Consider the following 16,467-nt stretch of genomic DNA (forward strand, 5'->3'; position numbering starts at 1 on the left):
ATTTTTCACGCAAAGTTACGCCACGAAATTCCTTATTATTCATCTCAAAATAACTGGACCATCTTCATGTCTCGTACCCGTCACGCGTTGTTTACGCTTATCTCTATGGCCGTACTTTCGGCAACGACAAGCGCCGCACAAGAAAACACCGATCAAGCCGAAATTATCGAAGCGCAATACGATATCGAATCTGATGGTGCTGATCGCATTCGTATTGCTGGACAGCTTCGCACACTGACCCAACAGGTCGCTGCCGCATCCTGCGCGCTCACTTCTGATATTGCAGTCGAAGAAGCGCATGATGTTTTGGAGCATGCGACTGCTCAGTTTGATCGCTATATCGTAGCACTGAAAGACGGCGACGAAGGCCTGCACATTTTGCACCCAGAAACCCGTCGCCTGACCATCGCCGATATCGACCATGTTCGCGAAGAGTGGGAGCTAATCCACGGTGCAATCGAATCCATTTTGGTGGATGGCCACGATGTCGAAAGCGCCCATATCATCGACGATCACAACCTAAAACTGCTTGAGCTCACATCGATCCTTTCGTCCGATATCACCAGCCAATACACGCACCCCTTTGAGATTAGCGCAGCCGACGCAATGATGATCGAAATCGCGGGCCGCCAACGCATGCTTACGCAAAAGATGGCCAAGGATGCCTGTGAAATTTGGACGGGCTATCACGCTGAAGAAGCCAAAGAAGATCTTGCGCAAACAATGACTATCTTTGAAACCTCGCTCCGTGCATTGCGGTTCGGTATGCCCGAAGCGGGGCTGCAAGAAGCACCAAACGACACGATCCGCGCCGATTTGGATCATCTGTTGGAGCGCTGGGAAATCATCAAAGTGAACGAACAGATACTGGTAGATGGCGGCACACTGACCGATGATCAAAAGACTGAAGTCTTTCACGATCTAGAAGTCGAGCTGGCCGAGCTTGATCAACTACTTCTTGATTACAAAGAGTACGCAGAGCGCGCCCATTAAGCGTTCTGTTTGTTCCAAAAATCCATGATATTTCCCCGAAAGGAAACCGACATGCTACGCCATATTCACAACGGCACGGCGCTCGCTCTTCTTCTTTACACTGCCGCAACGGCGATACATGCGGACGAAATACCGGCCGAAACCGCGCTGATCGAAGCCCAATACGATATCGAATCTGATGGTGCAGACCGCATTCGTGTCGCTGGACAGCTGCGCACATTAACACAGCAGGTAGCCGCCGCGTCTTGCGCGTTGTCGTCCGATATAGATACCGACGAAGCGCACGAAGTTTTAACCCATGCGACTGAACAGTTTGATCGTTATATCTATGCCCTACGTGACGGCGATGATGCGCTTCACATTCTGAACCCTGAAACCCGCCGACGTACGCTTGAAGATATATCGCATGTTTATGACGAATGGCTCAATATGCATGACGCAGTTGATGCGATCCTAGCCGATGCGCATGACACGCAAAGCGCACTTGCCATTGATGACCAAAACATGCCGCTACTTGAGCTCACCACGGCATTGGCGGCCGACATTACCGGCCAATATGCGCACCCCTATGAAATCACAGCCGCCGATGCGATGATGATCGAAATCGCAGGTCGCCAACGCATGTTGACACAAAAAATGGCAAAGGACGCATGCGAAGTTTGGGCAGGTTATCACGCCGAAGAAGCGCGCGAAGATTTAGCTGCGACAGTCACTGTTTTCGAAACTTCACTGAAAGCTCTCCGCTTTGGCATGCCCGAAGCGGGCCTTCAAGAAGCTCCGACAGATAAAATCCGTGACGATTTGGATCATCTGCTGGCGCGTTGGGACACCATCAAAGCGAACGAACAAATCCTGATCGATGGTGGTGAACTGACCAACGACCAAAAGACCGAAGTTTTTCATGATCTCGAAGTCGAACTTGCCGAGCTAGACCACCTACTAGATGACTACAAAGAATACGCCGAGCGCACGCATAAACGCTAAGCCCGAGGAACAATAAAGGCCTTGCCGTCAGGCAGGGCCTTTATTGATGTAACGACGAGAAAAGGTCACTTTAGATCGTGTTAACGTTCGCTTTTCCCCACCACTTGATTTCAACACCAAGCGCGTGACTAAGCTTCTCGGACGCATCGTGATCAGCGATGTCCACCTCAAGAAACCTTTTATCGCTTCCAAACGTATCCCTCATATTATCATAGTGGCTAGATATCCAAGCCACTAAACCCTCTCGAGACGACACATGCCAATTCGATAGACCGGGTGCTCTTCGCTTTTTAAGGCGTTCATGAAGGTCTGACCACCGCAGCATGCTGTCCGCCACTTTTTCTGGAGACCGAGTTAACATCAAAAAGAGGCAAGTCGGATGATGCTCTCTGACCTGTGATAGGACCGAGACATCCATTTGCGGCCATAAACTTAACGGAGGCATGATCACATCTGGCTGAGTAATTGCGTCAAACTGGGTCAGTTCAGCAAGTGGATCGCCACCAGTCAAGTAGCTAGAATAAATCGCCTCGCCCACGAAACGGCGCGTAATTTTTTTCGTTCCCTGATCGGCAGAACGGAATTTCCAATGGGCGGAATTCAAACCAGATTTAACCAGTGCAGTATGTAGCGTGGTCGTTCCAGATTTAGGCAGGCCAAGATTAAATAAGCGCACGAATACATAGCCCTCGTGTAGTTTCTAGGTCGTTCATTACAAATCAAAGGTTGCGAATACGGGGGCGTGGTCGCTTGGCTTTTCCCAACCGCGTGCGTCACGCAGAACCCGGCTTGAATGCCCTGCGTTCTTGATATCCGAGGTTGCCCAGATGTGATCCAAACGGCGGCCTTTGTCGGCGGCGTCCCAGTCTTTGGCACGATAGGACCACCAGCTGTACAGCTTACCTTCTGGAACATCATTGCGGGTCACATCGGCCCAATCGCCAGCGGCCATGACATCAGCGAAATGTTCGACCTCGATCGGGGTGTGGCTAACGACCTTAAGCAGCTTTTTGTGGTCCCAAACATCATCTTCACGCGGCGCGATATTCAGGTCGCCAACAAGAATAGATTTCTCTGGCTTGGCGGCATGGTATGCGTCGCGCATGTCGGTCAGGTAATCCAGCTTTTGACCGAATTTTTCGTTCACTTCGCGATCAGCGACATCGCCACCAGCAGGAACATAGTGGTTGTGAATCGTGACGCCGTTTTCCAGACGCCCCGCGATATGACGCGCATGGCCAAGTGCGGCATAATCTTCGGCTGCGGCTTCGACCATCGGAATTTTCGAAAAAATCGCAACGCCATTGTAACCTTTTTGGCCACGCGCAACCATGTGCGTGTACCCCAACGACTGGAACTGCTCGAGAGGAATTTTGTCGACTGGGCTTTTGCATTCTTGCAAACACAGCACATCAGGCACTTCTTCGCTCATGAGCTTTGCGACGATATTTTCACGCAGTCGAACCGAGTTAATATTCCACGTAGCAAGGGTAAAAGGCATAGGGTTCCGCTCTTTCGTTGACGTTCCGCGTGCAGCCGCACATTCGCCCGCTATGTGTGCACCTCAGCGCAATTATGTTCAAGCATTAGCTTGTTTTCTTAACAAAATCCGAAAAATCGGATCAATTATCAAGGCACGCTTACGTGATTGTACTTTGGGACGGTTTCGGAGTTGGGTTCCCGAAGATTACATAAGCCCTTATAACCTCTAGCCATAATAAGCCGATCCAAGACAAAAGTAAGGAACACCCTCATGAGAAACAAATCAGCCATGGTCGTCGCTGTGACGTCTCTAATTGCATTTCATAACGCAGCATTCGCTGCGGAAACAAACGTTGGCGACGACGTCATTGCTGACCAACGTGCGGCGCTTGCTACTAGCACCGAGGGTGCAGGGTTTGGTCCGCAGTCCCCACGCGACATCAGCGAAGTTTCTGGAGCCAACACACGCGCGTTTCAGGCCGCTCCTGCTTTCACAGAGATGAACCTTTGCGACATTCACTTTCATGAAAACGCTGAACACCGCGGCGGCGAATTCACCGAATATGCTGGCAATGGGGACGGCCACGGTTATGGAACAGGCTACAAATACACTGGTGAACTGTCAGACGCCGAACTGGCCCCAATCGACAGCCCGATTGGCGCGACTGAACATGGCGACCTGCAGCCCGGCGATACAATCGAAGTCCACTATGTTTTCTCGACTGCCCAAGCGCAGCCTGGCCCAACATTGGGCACCTGCCTGTCCGACGCGATCAACAACCCACAACTGCGCGTAGAGGCACAGGTGTTTGTGCTTGTGAACGACGCAGAGGCATTGGACTTTAACGATCTTGCAAAGGTCGAAACCGTCGACGGTCTGTATCAGGCACCAAACATCCCGAGCGATACTGGAACAGCCGTAACCTACGCCGGTTCGACAACTGGTCCGGGCTACAACGAAGACGGTTCACCTTTCCAAGTGACTTGGAACGTTCGCCCGAACGTCGCTCGCGTTGACATCAACACAGTTGGCACATGGTTCGAAGGCAACGTCTTTGAAGAAGATCACGCACACGGCGTGCGTAACCTTGTTGTGAACACTGACCTGCTGTCAGAAATCGCGCAGTAAAACTAAACGTCGGGGCGTTGGGTTGACCAGCGCCCCTGCACGCTTACGCGAGTGCAGCGGCGGGGCGGACCTGCCCCACTTCAAAGCCGCGCCAGTTTTTAAGTACCGGAGACATCCGCGCAATCGCAGCAGGGTGTTTCACGTCCAGCACACCCAAGTTTACCAAAATCGTTGCAATCGCGCATTCGCTCGCACGGGTCGCCCCATCACGGATTTTCAGCGCGACGCCAAGACGCTTTTCCGGGATGATCGCGACAAACACACCGTCTGCGCCTGTCTTGATCGCGACACGCCCATCCATCGCCCGCATCAGATCAGTGCAGGCACGTGTTTCGCCTGCGACCAGCTCTGGATAGGCCATCATCGCGTCGCGCAGTTTTACTGCTGACGTACTGCGCAGATCAGACCGATCATGGGCGCTTGCGAAAAACGCCATTGCGCGTGCAAGCCCATGTACCGTGCTGGCATGGTTCGGTGCAGAACAGCCATCAATACCATAGGTCGGGCTTGTTTCTTGTGTTGTTTCCTCGAATGCGGCTTTGCCTGCCTGCTGAACGGGATGGTCGATTTTTTCGTAATCGGCACCGCCGCCCAGATGCTTGTTCAAGGTCAGAAATCCAGCATGTTTACCCGAACAGTTATTGTGAATTTGGCATGGCTGTTCATTCGCGCGGATCAACGCATCGCGTGCGGGTTTGTCGCCGGGCACCTGTGGACCGCAGCGAAAATCCGCATCCGTCATCCCCAGATCTTTGAGCCATACACCAACGCGATCGGTGTGAATGGCTGCACCTTGGTGCGATGCGCATGACAACGCCAACTGCTCTTGCGATAGATGCGCCCCTGCGCCGCTTTCCAGCAATGGCAATGCTTGGATCATTTTGCATGACGAACGGGGAAAAATAACTGCAGACGGGTCGCCCCACGCGTTCACAATTTCGCCAGTGTCATCGCAAATAACAGCGTGCCCTTGATGCACGCATTCAAGCAGCTCCCCACGCCAAACTTCTACTAGATCAACAGGATTTGCCATTCTTTTGCCTTTTTGGATTGTAAGTGTCATTGCGATAGCGCGCCCATCAAAGTTTTGGGGGCTTTCCCCTTGGCACGTTTTTTTGATAGAGCTTAGGTTATCGGGTTAATAAAGGTCCTGCCAGTCCAAAGGTACCGCGAGTGTACCGAGGTAGCGATTGGACCATTAAGAGGCAAAGACAGCTTGGAGGCTGCGAGATGATTTTGAATATTGCGCGCACGTTTGGCGTTGTAGCGGCACTGGTTTGTGCGAACACGGCAACGGCACAGGAGTCGAGCGAAAACCGCGTGGCTGCAAATACAGACTGGGCCGTTTATGTCGAAAGCGACCCAAAAGAGTGCTGGGCTGTTTCTGCGCCGGTGAACACCACCAACACCCGTGACGGTCAACCCGTCACCGTGCGCCGCGGTGAAATTCAGCTTATCGTGTTTTATCGCCCATCTGGCGAAGTCAGCGGCCAGGTGATGTTCGCAGGTGGTTATCCCTTCGCAAGTGGGTCAACCGTTTCAATGAAGGTCGGCGATACGACACTTGAGATGTTCACCGAAGGTGAATTTGCATGGCCTGCAAGCGCCGAAGATGACGCAAAATTTGTTGCTGCAATGAAGCGCGGTGCCGATGCTGTTGTGACTGGCCGCTCTGGCCGTGGCACGCAGACACAAGATACTTTTAGCCTGCTAGGTTTCACTGCCGCCGTGGAAGAGGCAGCATCCCAGTGCGCTGGCTAAACCCATTGCATTAAAATCCGTGCCTATGGCAGGGATAAATATGTTCTTAAGAAACGGGCTGCTTTTCTTGTGAAAGCGGCCCGTTGCTCTTATATGCAACGCTTAAACCCGATTTGGAGCACCCAATGGACCCCAAGGCCCCCATCACCCAGGACGTCCTGACGATCCCGCGCAAGCTGCCGGATGGTCCACAAAACATTGTTGGCCTGACCCGCCCTGCCCTGCGCGACGCGTTGATCGCCGCGGGCACAAAGGAGAAGCAAGCCAAGATGCGTGCCGGTCAGATTTGGCAATGGCTCTACCATTGGGGTGTCCGCGATTTTGATCAGATGACCAATCTGTCAAAAGACTATCGCGCGATGCTGGCTGAAACATTCGTGATTTCCCTACCAGAGGTCGTGACCCGCCAGATATCGGATGATGGTACCCGCAAATATCTGGTCCGCATCGCAGGTGGCCACGAGGTAGAGGTCGTTTATATCCCGGAAACTGATCGCGGGACGCTTTGCATCTCTAGCCAAGTTGGCTGTACGCTCACTTGTTCATTCTGCCACACGGGCACGCAAAAACTGGTGCGCAACCTGACCCCCGGTGAAATCATCGGCCAAGTCATGTTGGCCCGCGATGATTTGGGTGAATGGCCAGAGCAAGGTGCGCGCAACACTGCTGCCCCCCGCCTGCTGTCGAACATCGTTCTGATGGGCATGGGCGAACCGCTTTATAACTTTGAAAACGTGCGTGACGCGATGAAGATCGCGCTTGATCCCGAAGGCATCGCGCTGTCCCGTCGTCGCATTACGCTGTCGACATCTGGTGTCGTTCCTGAAATCGCCCGCACTGCCGAAGAAATCGGCTGTCAGTTGGCGGTATCATTCCACGCGACAACAGACGAAGTCCGCGACAAGCTGGTCCCAATTAACAAACGCTGGCCCATCGCCGATCTACTCGATGCGCTACGCGTTTACCCTAAGGCATCAAATTCCGAACGGATCACGTTTGAATATGTGATGCTGGATGGCGTGAACGATTCTGACGAAGACGCGCGGCGCTTGGTTAAACTGATCGAAGGCATCCCAGCAAAAATCAACCTCATCCCATTCAACGAATGGCCCGGTGCACCCTATAAACGTTCGTCGAACAACCGTATTCGTGCGTTTGCTGATATCGTTTATAACGCTGGATATTCATCGCCAGTGCGTAAACCACGCGGCGAAGACATCATGGCAGCATGCGGTCAGCTAAAGTCAGCGACCGAACGCCAACGAAAAAGTCGTGCACAAATCGCACAAGAGACCGGGCTTTAACGAGATATTCATCGTGTTTCATTAAGCATAACGCATGAAACATATTATGCTCGATTTACCGCCCGAACTTCTTGATGCGCTTGAACATGTGGCAGGCCGTGATGAGGTTGCGATTGCCAGCCTTGTCCGGGACGCTGTGCGCAATGATCTGAAACAACGCGCATCCGCGCTAACGAATAGGTCGCTGCGGATGCCGATACGTGCACAACCTGCGCATCAGGCAATGACACACGCTATCTAATCAATATGCCCGCCATTCGTTTTCGAATGGCGGGCATAACTTTATGCAAGCAAGGCGCGCGCTTCATCCGGCGATAGTGCCGCCGGGCGTTCACACGTCGTTGTCATTTCGACAAACCTACGTTCTTCACCTGCCTTAAGGATGCTGGTCATCACGTCCACCGCATGCACAGCGACGTCAATATTGCAGCGATGTTCACGCCCTTCTGCAATCGCAGTCGCCATATCCGCCAGCCCCGCACAGCGATAGTTTGCGCGTTCGTCTTGGTTGGCCACGCTGAATGGATGTTCCCACGGCTCAACGGTGCTGATTTCTTTGTCTTCGCCACTGATTTCGACGTCACCGCCAAAGAAGTTTGGATCAGGAAGGAAAATCGAACCGTTTTCACCGTAGATTTCCATGTGGTCATGACGATGCGCCCATACATCCCAGCTTGCGCCCAATGTCACAACAGCACCGTTTTCGAATTCAAGCAGCGCCTGAATGTTCGTCGGCGTTTCAACCGGGACTGTTTCGCCGAGCCGATCACCGTTACCGATGGTCCGTGTTGCAAAGGTTGCCGTGGCAAGCGCCGTGACCGACTTTACCGGCCCGATCAGCTGGATCAGGTTGGTGATGTAATACGGCCCCATGTCCAAAACCGGACCACCGCCCGGTTTAAAGAAAAAGTCCGGGTTCGGGTGCCATGCCTCCATGCCATGCCCCATCACATGGCATGTCCCACCAATGATGCGCCCGACCTTGCCAGCATCAATCTGTGCCCTCGCCAACTGATGTGCACCGCCAAGGAACGTATCGGGGGCCGAACCAACGCGCAGACCTTTTGACGCCGCTAGATCGCGTAGCTGCTTGCCCTCGTCCAATGACAGCACAAGCGGCTTTTCAGAATAGGCATGTTTGCCTGCCTCAAGGATCTGTTTTGTGACCGCAAAATGCACGTCAGGGATGGTTAGGTTCACGACCACATCAATGTCATCTGCCTTTAGCAGATCATCGACAGTTTCTGCACGTACGCCGAATTCTTCTGCACGTGCTTTGGCTGCGTCCATGTTGATGTCGGCCACGGCCTTCACGTCCAGCGACTTAAACAGTGGGGCCAGTTTGAGATATGAGGTTGAGATGTTGCCGCATCCGATGATGCCTACGCCAAGTTTAGTCATGGTAACCTCTTAGAATTTTTGGATGGTGGCCAAGCTGCGCCGTGCAAAGCGCGCGTGGTCTTTGGGATTGTCATGTTCGACGACGTAGTGATCAACGCCAGTTGCTTGCAGCGCAGCGTGAATCGGCGCCCAGTCCTGAACGCCATGGCCAACATCGGCCCAGCCATCTTCGTCAGCGTTTTCTCCTGCTGGCGCGATATCTTTGATATGTGCTGCGGTAATGCGGCCCGCGTATTTGTTGATCCATTCAACCGGGCTATGCCCAGCGCGCAGAACCCAGCCAAGATCAAGTTCAAGCATCAGATCGTCAGATGCCGCAGCAATCAGATCAAGCGGCAGATCACCTGTTTCTGTCGCAACAAATTCAAAGTCATGGTTGTGCCAGCCAAACACAAGCCCTGCGTCTTGAAACGGCTTGCCCGCTTCGGCCAAACGCGCACCAAACGCAGCCCAACCAGCGGCATCCTTGGGGCGATCATCGGGCATAACAAATGGCACGATAACCTTGGTCGTACCTAAGTCCTTGGCAACCGCGATCATGTTCGCGGCGTCATCTTCGGCCATATCCAGCCCGATATGGGTACTGGTCATTTTCAGACCAGTCGCGTCCAAACCGGCCTTTAGACCGTCGATATCACCAAATAGACCACCATAGCCTTCGACCTCTTTAAAGCCCGTTTCAGCAAGCATCGTAAGCGTATCACCCAGCGGCGGGAAATTCCGTGAGCAGAAGAGTTGATAAGAAATCTGTGTCATCTTGAGTTCCTTGTTTAGGCGTAGGTCGCGCTATGCAGGTCGCGTAGCGTGAAATTTGGTTTGTCATCTGGGTTGCTTGGCGTGAACTCCACGACCTTGGTCTGCCCCGGCAACAACGTGAAAGCGTTGTCATCACAGCGCCCTTGCACGTCCGCCTCGACCGCGACGAACAGCGCGAGGGTATCCGCAGTGATCGTGATCATATTCCCATCCACGCTGTACAGCAGGTTGGCCGCAGGCAGATCATAGTCCTTGTAGGGTTTAGGCGCGAAGGTATCGCTGCCCTTGGTGCCGTCCGATACTTCCCATTCATAGTGCAGCATTTCGTCTGCACGCAGATCGCTGGCCGACACGGTCAGGACATCGACAGCGTTTTCTGCAACCGATGCGCCACCTGCGCCCAGTTCACGCAAAGCCCCGGTCATATCAACGGCGTAGACTGTCACGGTCACATCGCAGGCCTCTGGCATGTCGTTGATCGCACGCAGTACGAATTCCCCCTCCTGCGGTACTGCCGTCACCAGAACAGGCGCATAGAAGTCGCGCGCCATGTGGTGAAGCAGCTTCCAATCGCCGCCATGGTCCAACGACGCCCAAGAACAGACTGGCCATGTGTCGTTTAGCTGCCAGATTAGTGTCCCCATGCAGCGCGGTTTCAGGCTACGCCAATGTGTGACGGCAGTCTTAATCGCCAGTCCCTGCTGGACTTGGGACATATAGACAAAGTCGTCAAAGTTCTTCGGCCAACGGAAGTAGCGGAACATCGTTTCCGCAATACGCGCATTGCCGCCTTCATTCTTTTGATGGCTTTCCAAGACGGGTGCCGCGATGTTCTGGTCCGCCTCACCCGCGAACTTGCGCACAGCGTTCATTGAAGGATAGCTTTGGAAACCGAATTCGGAACAGAAGCGCGGGCTTACATCCCTGTAATGTTCAAAATCGCGCCCTTCGTGCCAAACCGACCAGAAATGCATGTCGCCTGATCCATCATCGTGCCAAGCATCGCCAAAGTTCATTGGCCCCGGCGAAGGCGATGACGGCCACCATATTGCCGTTGGATCAGTTTCCAAAAGTTGTGTTTCGATGGCCCTGTTCAAGCGGTCGTAGTTCACCAAATACCGATCACGGTCGTTTATGCTGCAGTCATACCAACCCAGCGCCCCGATGAGTTCATTGTCACCACACCAGACTGCAATGCAGGCGTGATGATGTATCCGAGCGACATTGTCTCTGATCTCGGCGCGGACCTCATCCAGATAGTCGTTATCGGATGGGTATAGATTGCAGGCGAACATAAAGTCCTGCCAAACCAGCAAGCCCAATTCATCGCAGGTTTCATAGAACGAAGTCGGCTCATACCGACCGCCGCCCCAAATACGGACCATGTTCATATTCGCATCGACTGCCGACTGCAGCAAGTCGCGCGTTTTTTCCTCGGTAATCCGGCCGGGCAATGCGTCAGCCGGAATCCAGTTGGCACCTTTGCAGAACATGTCGCGACCGTTGATGCGGAACTTAAATCCCAGCCCAGCCTCGTCTGGTTCAGTTACCAGCTCCATCTTGCGTAGCCCGATCCGACGGCGTGCAGTGGCAGCGCCAGCTGTCACGGTCAGATCGTATAGCGGTTGGTCGCCCTGATCGGCGGGCCACCACAGATTTGGATCTTCGATCTGGACCGTCAACGTGCAACTGCCATTTTCGGCGACACCTGTCACAGTTTGCCCGGAAATCGTGGCCGACACGTCGCCAGTATAATTTGCCGTATGAACGGTCACACCGAGCATGACCGCGCCATCAGCGTGTTCTTGGGTAATCGCCAACCGGTCAATTCGCGAGGTTTGCGATGGCTCAATCGCCATAGTGCCGTATATGCCGAATGGCGCTAGCGCGATGTTCCAATCCCAACCGAAATCACAGGCTGGTTTGCGCAGCATATTCCCATCCGGAATTGGGCAGTTCTTACTGATGGGCAGCGGAAAAGGATGCGCAGCCTGCTTTTGCCCACCCGCCACAACTGGCGAATGGAACGTGATGCTGATCGTGTTTGTCCCTACCCTTGCGACCTCAGACAATGGAACGCGATAGGTACGAAACGCGTTCTCTGCCTCTAGCACGACTTGATCGTTGACGCTGACCGTCACAACAGTGTCGACCTCGGACAGCACCAAATCTATATCGATTTCGGTAACGTCGAAATTTCGCGTGACCGTCCAGTCGCGCTCGCAAATCCAACGCAGGTCATATTCGTTACGCCCCCAATACGGATCAACAATGAGCCCTGCCTCATGCAGCGCGGTGATCCCATCGGTGGGCAGATGCATTGCACAGGTGTAATCGCCGCTGTCATCCGACAGCGACCATTCACCAGCCAAGTTTAGATGTGTCACAGACGATCCTCGGTTGATTTATCAAAGAGCGACGCGCGTGATGGGTCGATCCCGATAGAGATTTTTTCGCCGTCACGAACGCGTGCCTGACCATCCATCCGAATACGGAAACTGTGCTTGCCCAGTTTCGCGTAAACAAGCGTGTCAGAACCCATCGGTTCCACCAGATCAACGTCGACTTCAAATTGCAGTGGCGCGTTGCGAACCAATTCACCCGTCACAACATGTTCTGGACGGATACCGATGATCGCTGGTCGGTCAGCCGTCTGCGGCGCACCAAATTCATAGCCATTCATCGGCATAACCATATCGTCGACTTTGAATTCTCCAGCCTCAAGCCGGCCTTCCAAGAAGTTCATCGACGGGCTGCCGATAAAATCCGCCACATACAGGTTGCGCGGTTGGTTATAGATCTCATCCGGGCTGCCAAGCTGCATGATCTTGCCGCCCTTCATGACGGCAATACGGTCGGCCAGCGTCATGGCTTCGACCTGATCGTGGGTCACGTAGATCATAGTGTTCTGCAGTTGGTTATGCAGGCGCTTTAGCTCGACCCGCAGGTCAACGCGCAGTTTGGCATCAAGGTTCGACAAAGGTTCATCGAACAAGAACACATCAACATCGCGGACAAGCGCACGACCAATGGCAACACGCTGCCGCTGACCACCAGACAATGCGCCCGGCTTGCGATCAAGCAACGGCTCAATCTGCAAGATTTCAGCCGCCCGCGCGACCCGCTTTTCGATCTCGTCCTTTGGGACCTTTGCGTTTTTCAGACCGAACGAGAGGTTCCCTTTCACGCTCATCTGCGGATAAAGCGCGTAGGATTGGAACACCATGCCGATGCCCCGCTCTGACGGCTCTGCCCAAGTGACGTTCTTGCCTTTGATGAAAATCTGCCCGTCGGTGACTTCTAGCAAGCCAGCGATGCAATTCAGCAGCGTTGACTTACCACATCCGGATGAACCCAGCAGCACAAGGAATTCCCCTTCGCCGATGTCTAGGTTCAGGTTTTGCAGCACCTTTACGGCGCCAAATGACAGGTCGAGGTTTTTGATTTCTACAGAGTTAGTCATGTTTTATCAGCCTTTGACAGCGCCGGCAGCGATGCCGCGTACGAAAAGTTTGCCAGAGGCAAAGTAAATGACGAGAGGAACAAGTCCGGTCAGCAACGTGGCTGCCATGTTCACATTGTATTCCTTCACGCCCTGCACAGAGTTCACGATATTGTTCAGCTGTACGGTCATTGGATACCGATCAGGCGAAGAAATATACGTCACGCCGAACAAGAAGTCGTTCCAGATACCTGTCACCTGAATGATCAAGGACACGACAAAGATCGGTAGCGACATGGGCAACATGATCCGAAAGAAGATCGCCCAAAAACCAGCACCATCAACGCGTGCAGCTTTGAATAACTCTTCGGGGATCGATGCAAAGTAGTTCCGAAACAGCAACGTGTTAATCGGCATCCCAAAGGCCACGTGAACAAGAACCAGCCCAGTCAGTGACCCGTAAAGACCCGCTTCGCGCAGTAGGATAACGATTGGGTACAGCATGATTTGGTACGGAATGAATGCGCCAATCATAAGGATGCCAAAGAATACTTCTGACCCTTTGAATTTCCACATCGATAATGCGTAGCCGTTCACGCTTGCCACTGCGACTGAAATAATCAGCGACGGGATCAGAATACGAACAGAGTTCCAGAACCCGCGCGACAACCCATCACAGTTGATCCCGGTACAGGCTTGCGCCCATGCCTTAACCCACGGTTCAAAGGTAATTTCCATTGGTGGGGCAAAGATGTTGCCCATCTGAATTTCTGGCAACCCCTTAAGTGAGGTCACTATCATCACATAAAGCGGTAGTGCGTAGTAAAGTGCGACAACGATCAACGTGCCGTAGATCATAATGTTAGTGCGGTTAAAGGCGCGCTTGGGTTTCGGTCCGCGCGGCCCTGTCATTGCAGCGGTCATTGTTCCTGAATCAGCCACGCTTCTTTCCTCCAAATTCAAGAATTGCCCAAGGGACCAGAATGATCACAACAGTGACCAGCATCATGGTCGAAGCAGCAAAGCCCTGCCCAAGATTTTGACCACCAAACATGGATGTCATCACGTACATCGCAGGCACCTGCGAACTAATCCCCGGCCCACCAGAGGTCTGGGCAACCACAAGATCATAAAGTTTCACAATGCCGGATCCGATCAGAACCAGCGACGTCACAAATACAGGACGCATCATGGGGATTATGACCCGGATATAAGTTTTTACGGTGCCGATCCCATCAACGCGGGCGGCCTTCCAAATGTCTTCGTCAATGCCGCGCAGTCCCGCGAGCATGATGCACATGATCAAACCCGTACCTTGCCACAGTCCCGCGATTAGCAATCCGAACATAACAATTTTTGAATTGTTCATTGGGTCGAAAGCAAAGCTTTCCCAACCCATCCCGCGGACGACATTTTGTAAACCTAGCTGCGGGTTCAAAATCCACTGCCACACAAGACCCGTTACGATGAACGACAACGCAAAAGGATAAAGAAAAATGGTACGAAGCATGCCTTCGCCGCGAACCTTGCGGTCAAGTAACGCCGCAAGCGTAAACCCAATGACAAGCGTCAAGATCAAAGAGCAGATACCGTAGACGGCTAAGTTCTCGATCGACACCATCCATTTGCGGCTACTCCAAAGACGTTCGTATTGGTCCAAACCAACCCATTTCAGGCGCGGTAGAAGACCGGAACTGGTGAAGGAATAGACAATCGTCCAAACCGTGCCGCCAACGAAAATGACGAGTGCGGTGAACACCATCGGCAAAGACGCGATCTTTGACGACAAGTTCTTAAAAATGCGTGTGGGTTTTCGGGCTGGGGTGCCCTGCCCTACTTGCGCAGTGACATCTGAGGCATCGGAAAGCGCCATTTATTCCTCCCTGAGTGATAGCTACACCGCGACATAGGCCCCCGAAAAGGAGGGCCTATGCACGTTTAGCATGTTACGAAATTAGTCAGCGTCGGCGATAATATCGGCGTACGCGGACTGAACTTCTGCAGCAGTCATGGAAGGTGTGTTCCAGAACTCTGTCATCAGGTCGTTAAGCTGTGTCACCGTGTCAGGTGACAGCAGTGTTTCACCAGCAGGCAATGTTGCGCCAGCGGCAAGAAGGTCGAGACCTTTTTGTGTACATTCGTTCACAGTTGTCAGGTCAACATCACCACGTACAGGCAGCGAACCCTTGGCAGAGTTGAATGACACTTGAACAGGTGGAGACAGTAGCAATGCTGCCAGTTCTTTTTGACCTGCTGTGATTTCAGCATCATCTACAACTGGGAAGTAGAACGCATCACCACCCGTTTGCAGAACGCCAACTTCACCCAAACCGGGTAGGCAAGAATAGTCTTCACCAGCGACTTCACCAGCCAAAGCAAATTCACCCTGTGCCCAGTCACCCATGATTTGCGCACCAGCAGTGTCGTTGATCACTGCAGCGGTCGCTTGGTTCCAGTCTTGAACGTTTAGACCTTCGGACAGTGAACGCGCCGCACCGAATGCTTCGAATACACGCGTATATTCATCGCTCATCACCGCATCGACGCTTTTGTCGCGGTTCACGGCAAGCCATGCTTCGGTACCGGCCAACGCAACCGAGATCACGCCGAACGCACCGTTTTGCTGCCAAGACTGGCCGCCCATCGCAAGCGGTGTAATACCTGCATCTTGAAGCGCACCAGCGGACTCTGAAAATTCGGTCCAGTTCGTTGGAACCGGCAGACCGGCCTTTTCATATGCGCCGTTTGACAACCACATCCACTGCCAAGAGTGAATATTAACTGGCGCGCAGTAAATGCGACCGTCAACAGTACATGCGTCCAAAAGGTTTGGTGGGTTCACGATGTCGGCCCAGCCTTCGGCTTCGGCGACATCTGTTAGGTCCAAAAGAAGACCTGCTTCGATCAATTCTTCAGCCTGACGACCGTGATTGAATTGGAACGCTGCGGGGGGATCGCCACCGATGATCCGGCTGACCATGATTGGACGTGCAGTATCACCTCCGCCGGCAATCGCGCCATCAATCCATTTATTTCCGGATGCATCCCATGCTTCGGCAAATTTGCCTACAGCTGCCGCTTCTCCGCCGGATGTCCACCAGTGCATAACCTCTAGTTCGACCGCTGACGCGGAAGATGCACTGACGATAGCGGAGAACGCCATCAATTTGGTTGTCAGTTTCACGATTCTCTCCTCCCTGGTTCTAAATCGTTGT

At 53.2% G+C, this 16,467-nt stretch carries 16 protein-coding genes; 6 read left to right on the plus strand and 10 right to left on the minus strand.

Features of this window, described 5'->3' with window-relative positions:
- Positions 1–66: 66 nt before the first annotated feature.
- Both CLV80_RS10800 and CLV80_RS10805 read left to right on the plus strand, forming a co-directional pair.
- Positions 67–993: a type IV pili methyl-accepting chemotaxis transducer N-terminal domain-containing protein gene (locus CLV80_RS10800; RefSeq protein WP_106357939.1), complete on the plus strand. Its 927-nt coding sequence runs from the start codon at positions 67–69 to the stop codon at positions 991–993.
- Between the two features lie 51 nt (positions 994–1,044).
- Positions 1,045–1,977: a type IV pili methyl-accepting chemotaxis transducer N-terminal domain-containing protein gene (locus CLV80_RS10805; protein ID WP_165793369.1), complete on the plus strand. Its 933-nt coding sequence runs from the start codon at positions 1,045–1,047 to the stop codon at positions 1,975–1,977.
- A 70-nt stretch (positions 1,978–2,047) separates the two neighbouring features.
- Here the strand turns inward: CLV80_RS10805 and CLV80_RS10810 are convergent, their stop codons facing one another.
- Complete coding sequence (locus CLV80_RS10810) at positions 2,048–2,653, minus strand: sulfotransferase family protein (RefSeq protein ID WP_106357941.1); 606 nt, start codon at positions 2,651–2,653, stop codon at positions 2,048–2,050.
- Positions 2,654–2,689: 36 nt separating this feature from the next.
- Positions 2,690–3,478, minus strand: a complete 789-nt coding sequence (locus tag CLV80_RS10815) for an exodeoxyribonuclease III (protein ID WP_106357942.1) — start codon at positions 3,476–3,478, stop codon at positions 2,690–2,692.
- 252 nt (positions 3,479–3,730) lie between these two features.
- Between CLV80_RS10815 and CLV80_RS10820 the strand changes: the two genes are divergently transcribed.
- Positions 3,731–4,588: a delta-class carbonic anhydrase gene (locus CLV80_RS10820; protein WP_106357943.1), complete on the plus strand. Its 858-nt coding sequence runs from the start codon at positions 3,731–3,733 to the stop codon at positions 4,586–4,588.
- 43 nt (positions 4,589–4,631) lie between these two features.
- Here the strand turns inward: CLV80_RS10820 and CLV80_RS10825 are convergent, their stop codons facing one another.
- Entirely contained in the window at positions 4,632–5,621 is a 990-nt protein-coding gene (locus CLV80_RS10825; RefSeq protein ID WP_106357944.1) for an asparaginase, read from the minus strand.
- A 197-nt stretch (positions 5,622–5,818) separates the two neighbouring features.
- Here CLV80_RS10825 and CLV80_RS10830 point away from each other — a divergent pair, with 197 nt between their 5' ends.
- The 3 genes from CLV80_RS10830 (at position 5,819) to CLV80_RS10840 (ending at position 7,894) form a co-directional block, all read left to right on the plus strand.
- Positions 5,819–6,349: an invasion associated locus B family protein gene (locus CLV80_RS10830; RefSeq protein WP_207766560.1), complete on the plus strand. Its 531-nt coding sequence runs from the start codon at positions 5,819–5,821 to the stop codon at positions 6,347–6,349.
- 125 nt (positions 6,350–6,474) lie between these two features.
- On the plus strand, positions 6,475–7,653 hold the full coding sequence (gene rlmN, locus CLV80_RS10835) for a dual-specificity RNA methyltransferase RlmN (protein WP_106357945.1): 1,179 nt from the start codon (positions 6,475–6,477) through the stop codon (positions 7,651–7,653).
- Between the two features lie 34 nt (positions 7,654–7,687).
- The gene (locus tag CLV80_RS10840) at positions 7,688–7,894 is read left to right on the plus strand and encodes a hypothetical protein (protein WP_106357946.1); all 207 of its coding nucleotides are present in this window, start codon (positions 7,688–7,690) and stop codon (positions 7,892–7,894) included.
- A gap of 41 nt (positions 7,895–7,935) precedes the next feature.
- On the opposite strand, the gene CLV80_RS10845 is transcribed toward CLV80_RS10840, so the two are convergent.
- From CLV80_RS10845 to CLV80_RS10875, 7 genes are all read right to left on the minus strand, one after another.
- Complete coding sequence (locus tag CLV80_RS10845; RefSeq protein WP_106357947.1) at positions 7,936–9,054, minus strand: Gfo/Idh/MocA family protein; 1,119 nt, start codon at positions 9,052–9,054, stop codon at positions 7,936–7,938.
- Positions 9,055–9,063: 9 nt separating this feature from the next.
- Positions 9,064–9,810 carry a sugar phosphate isomerase/epimerase family protein gene (locus tag CLV80_RS10850; RefSeq protein ID WP_106357948.1) on the minus strand — a complete coding sequence of 249 codons (747 nt, stop codon included), beginning with the start codon at positions 9,808–9,810 and terminating at the stop codon, positions 9,064–9,066.
- A gap of 14 nt (positions 9,811–9,824) precedes the next feature.
- A complete protein-coding gene (locus CLV80_RS10855) occupies positions 9,825–12,197 on the minus strand; it encodes a beta-mannosidase (RefSeq protein WP_243394513.1) in 2,373 nt (790 codons plus the stop codon).
- Positions 12,194–13,273 (minus strand): ABC transporter ATP-binding protein, encoded by a 1,080-nt coding sequence (locus tag CLV80_RS10860; protein ID WP_106357949.1) that lies wholly within the window; start codon positions 13,271–13,273, stop codon positions 12,194–12,196. The genes CLV80_RS10855 and CLV80_RS10860 overlap by 4 nt, the downstream gene beginning before the upstream one ends.
- Before the next feature lie 6 nt (positions 13,274–13,279).
- Positions 13,280–14,176 carry a carbohydrate ABC transporter permease gene (locus CLV80_RS10865; RefSeq protein WP_106358002.1) on the minus strand — a complete coding sequence of 299 codons (897 nt, stop codon included), beginning with the start codon at positions 14,174–14,176 and terminating at the stop codon, positions 13,280–13,282.
- Between the two features lie 10 nt (positions 14,177–14,186).
- Complete coding sequence (locus tag CLV80_RS10870; RefSeq protein ID WP_106357950.1) at positions 14,187–15,125, minus strand: carbohydrate ABC transporter permease; 939 nt, start codon at positions 15,123–15,125, stop codon at positions 14,187–14,189.
- A gap of 81 nt (positions 15,126–15,206) precedes the next feature.
- Positions 15,207–16,436 carry an ABC transporter substrate-binding protein gene (locus CLV80_RS10875; protein ID WP_243394516.1) on the minus strand — a complete coding sequence of 410 codons (1,230 nt, stop codon included), beginning with the start codon at positions 16,434–16,436 and terminating at the stop codon, positions 15,207–15,209.
- Positions 16,437–16,467 lie beyond the last annotated feature (31 nt).

The organism is Yoonia maritima (assembly GCF_003003285.1).
Lineage (GTDB): Bacteria > Pseudomonadota > Alphaproteobacteria > Rhodobacterales > Rhodobacteraceae > Yoonia > Yoonia maritima.

Bases quoted from the DNA above. Each gene is read 5' to 3' on its own strand.
- CLV80_RS10825 (WP_106357944.1), bottom strand. From the start codon at position 5,621: ATGGCAAATCCTGTTGATCTAGTAGAAGTTTGGCGTGGGGAGCTGCTT.
- CLV80_RS10870 (WP_106357950.1), bottom strand. From the start codon at position 15,125: ATGGCGCTTTCCGATGCCTCAGATGTCACTGCGCAAGTAGGGCAGGGC.
- CLV80_RS10805 (WP_165793369.1), top strand. From the start codon at position 1,045: ATGCTACGCCATATTCACAACGGCACGGCGCTCGCTCTTCTTCTTTAC.
- rlmN (WP_106357945.1), top strand. From the start codon at position 6,475: ATGGACCCCAAGGCCCCCATCACCCAGGACGTCCTGACGATCCCGCGC.
- CLV80_RS10830 (WP_207766560.1), top strand. From the start codon at position 5,819: ATGATTTTGAATATTGCGCGCACGTTTGGCGTTGTAGCGGCACTGGTT.
- CLV80_RS10845 (WP_106357947.1), bottom strand. From the start codon at position 9,054: ATGACTAAACTTGGCGTAGGCATCATCGGATGCGGCAACATCTCAACC.
- CLV80_RS10840 (WP_106357946.1), top strand. From the start codon at position 7,688: ATGAAACATATTATGCTCGATTTACCGCCCGAACTTCTTGATGCGCTT.
- CLV80_RS10820 (WP_106357943.1), top strand. From the start codon at position 3,731: ATGAGAAACAAATCAGCCATGGTCGTCGCTGTGACGTCTCTAATTGCA.
- CLV80_RS10860 (WP_106357949.1), bottom strand. From the start codon at position 13,273: ATGACTAACTCTGTAGAAATCAAAAACCTCGACCTGTCATTTGGCGCC.
- CLV80_RS10865 (WP_106358002.1), bottom strand. From the start codon at position 14,176: ATGACCGCTGCAATGACAGGGCCGCGCGGACCGAAACCCAAGCGCGCC.
- CLV80_RS10850 (WP_106357948.1), bottom strand. From the start codon at position 9,810: ATGACACAGATTTCTTATCAACTCTTCTGCTCACGGAATTTCCCGCCG.
- CLV80_RS10815 (WP_106357942.1), bottom strand. From the start codon at position 3,478: ATGCCTTTTACCCTTGCTACGTGGAATATTAACTCGGTTCGACTGCGT.
- CLV80_RS10800 (WP_106357939.1), top strand. From the start codon at position 67: ATGTCTCGTACCCGTCACGCGTTGTTTACGCTTATCTCTATGGCCGTA.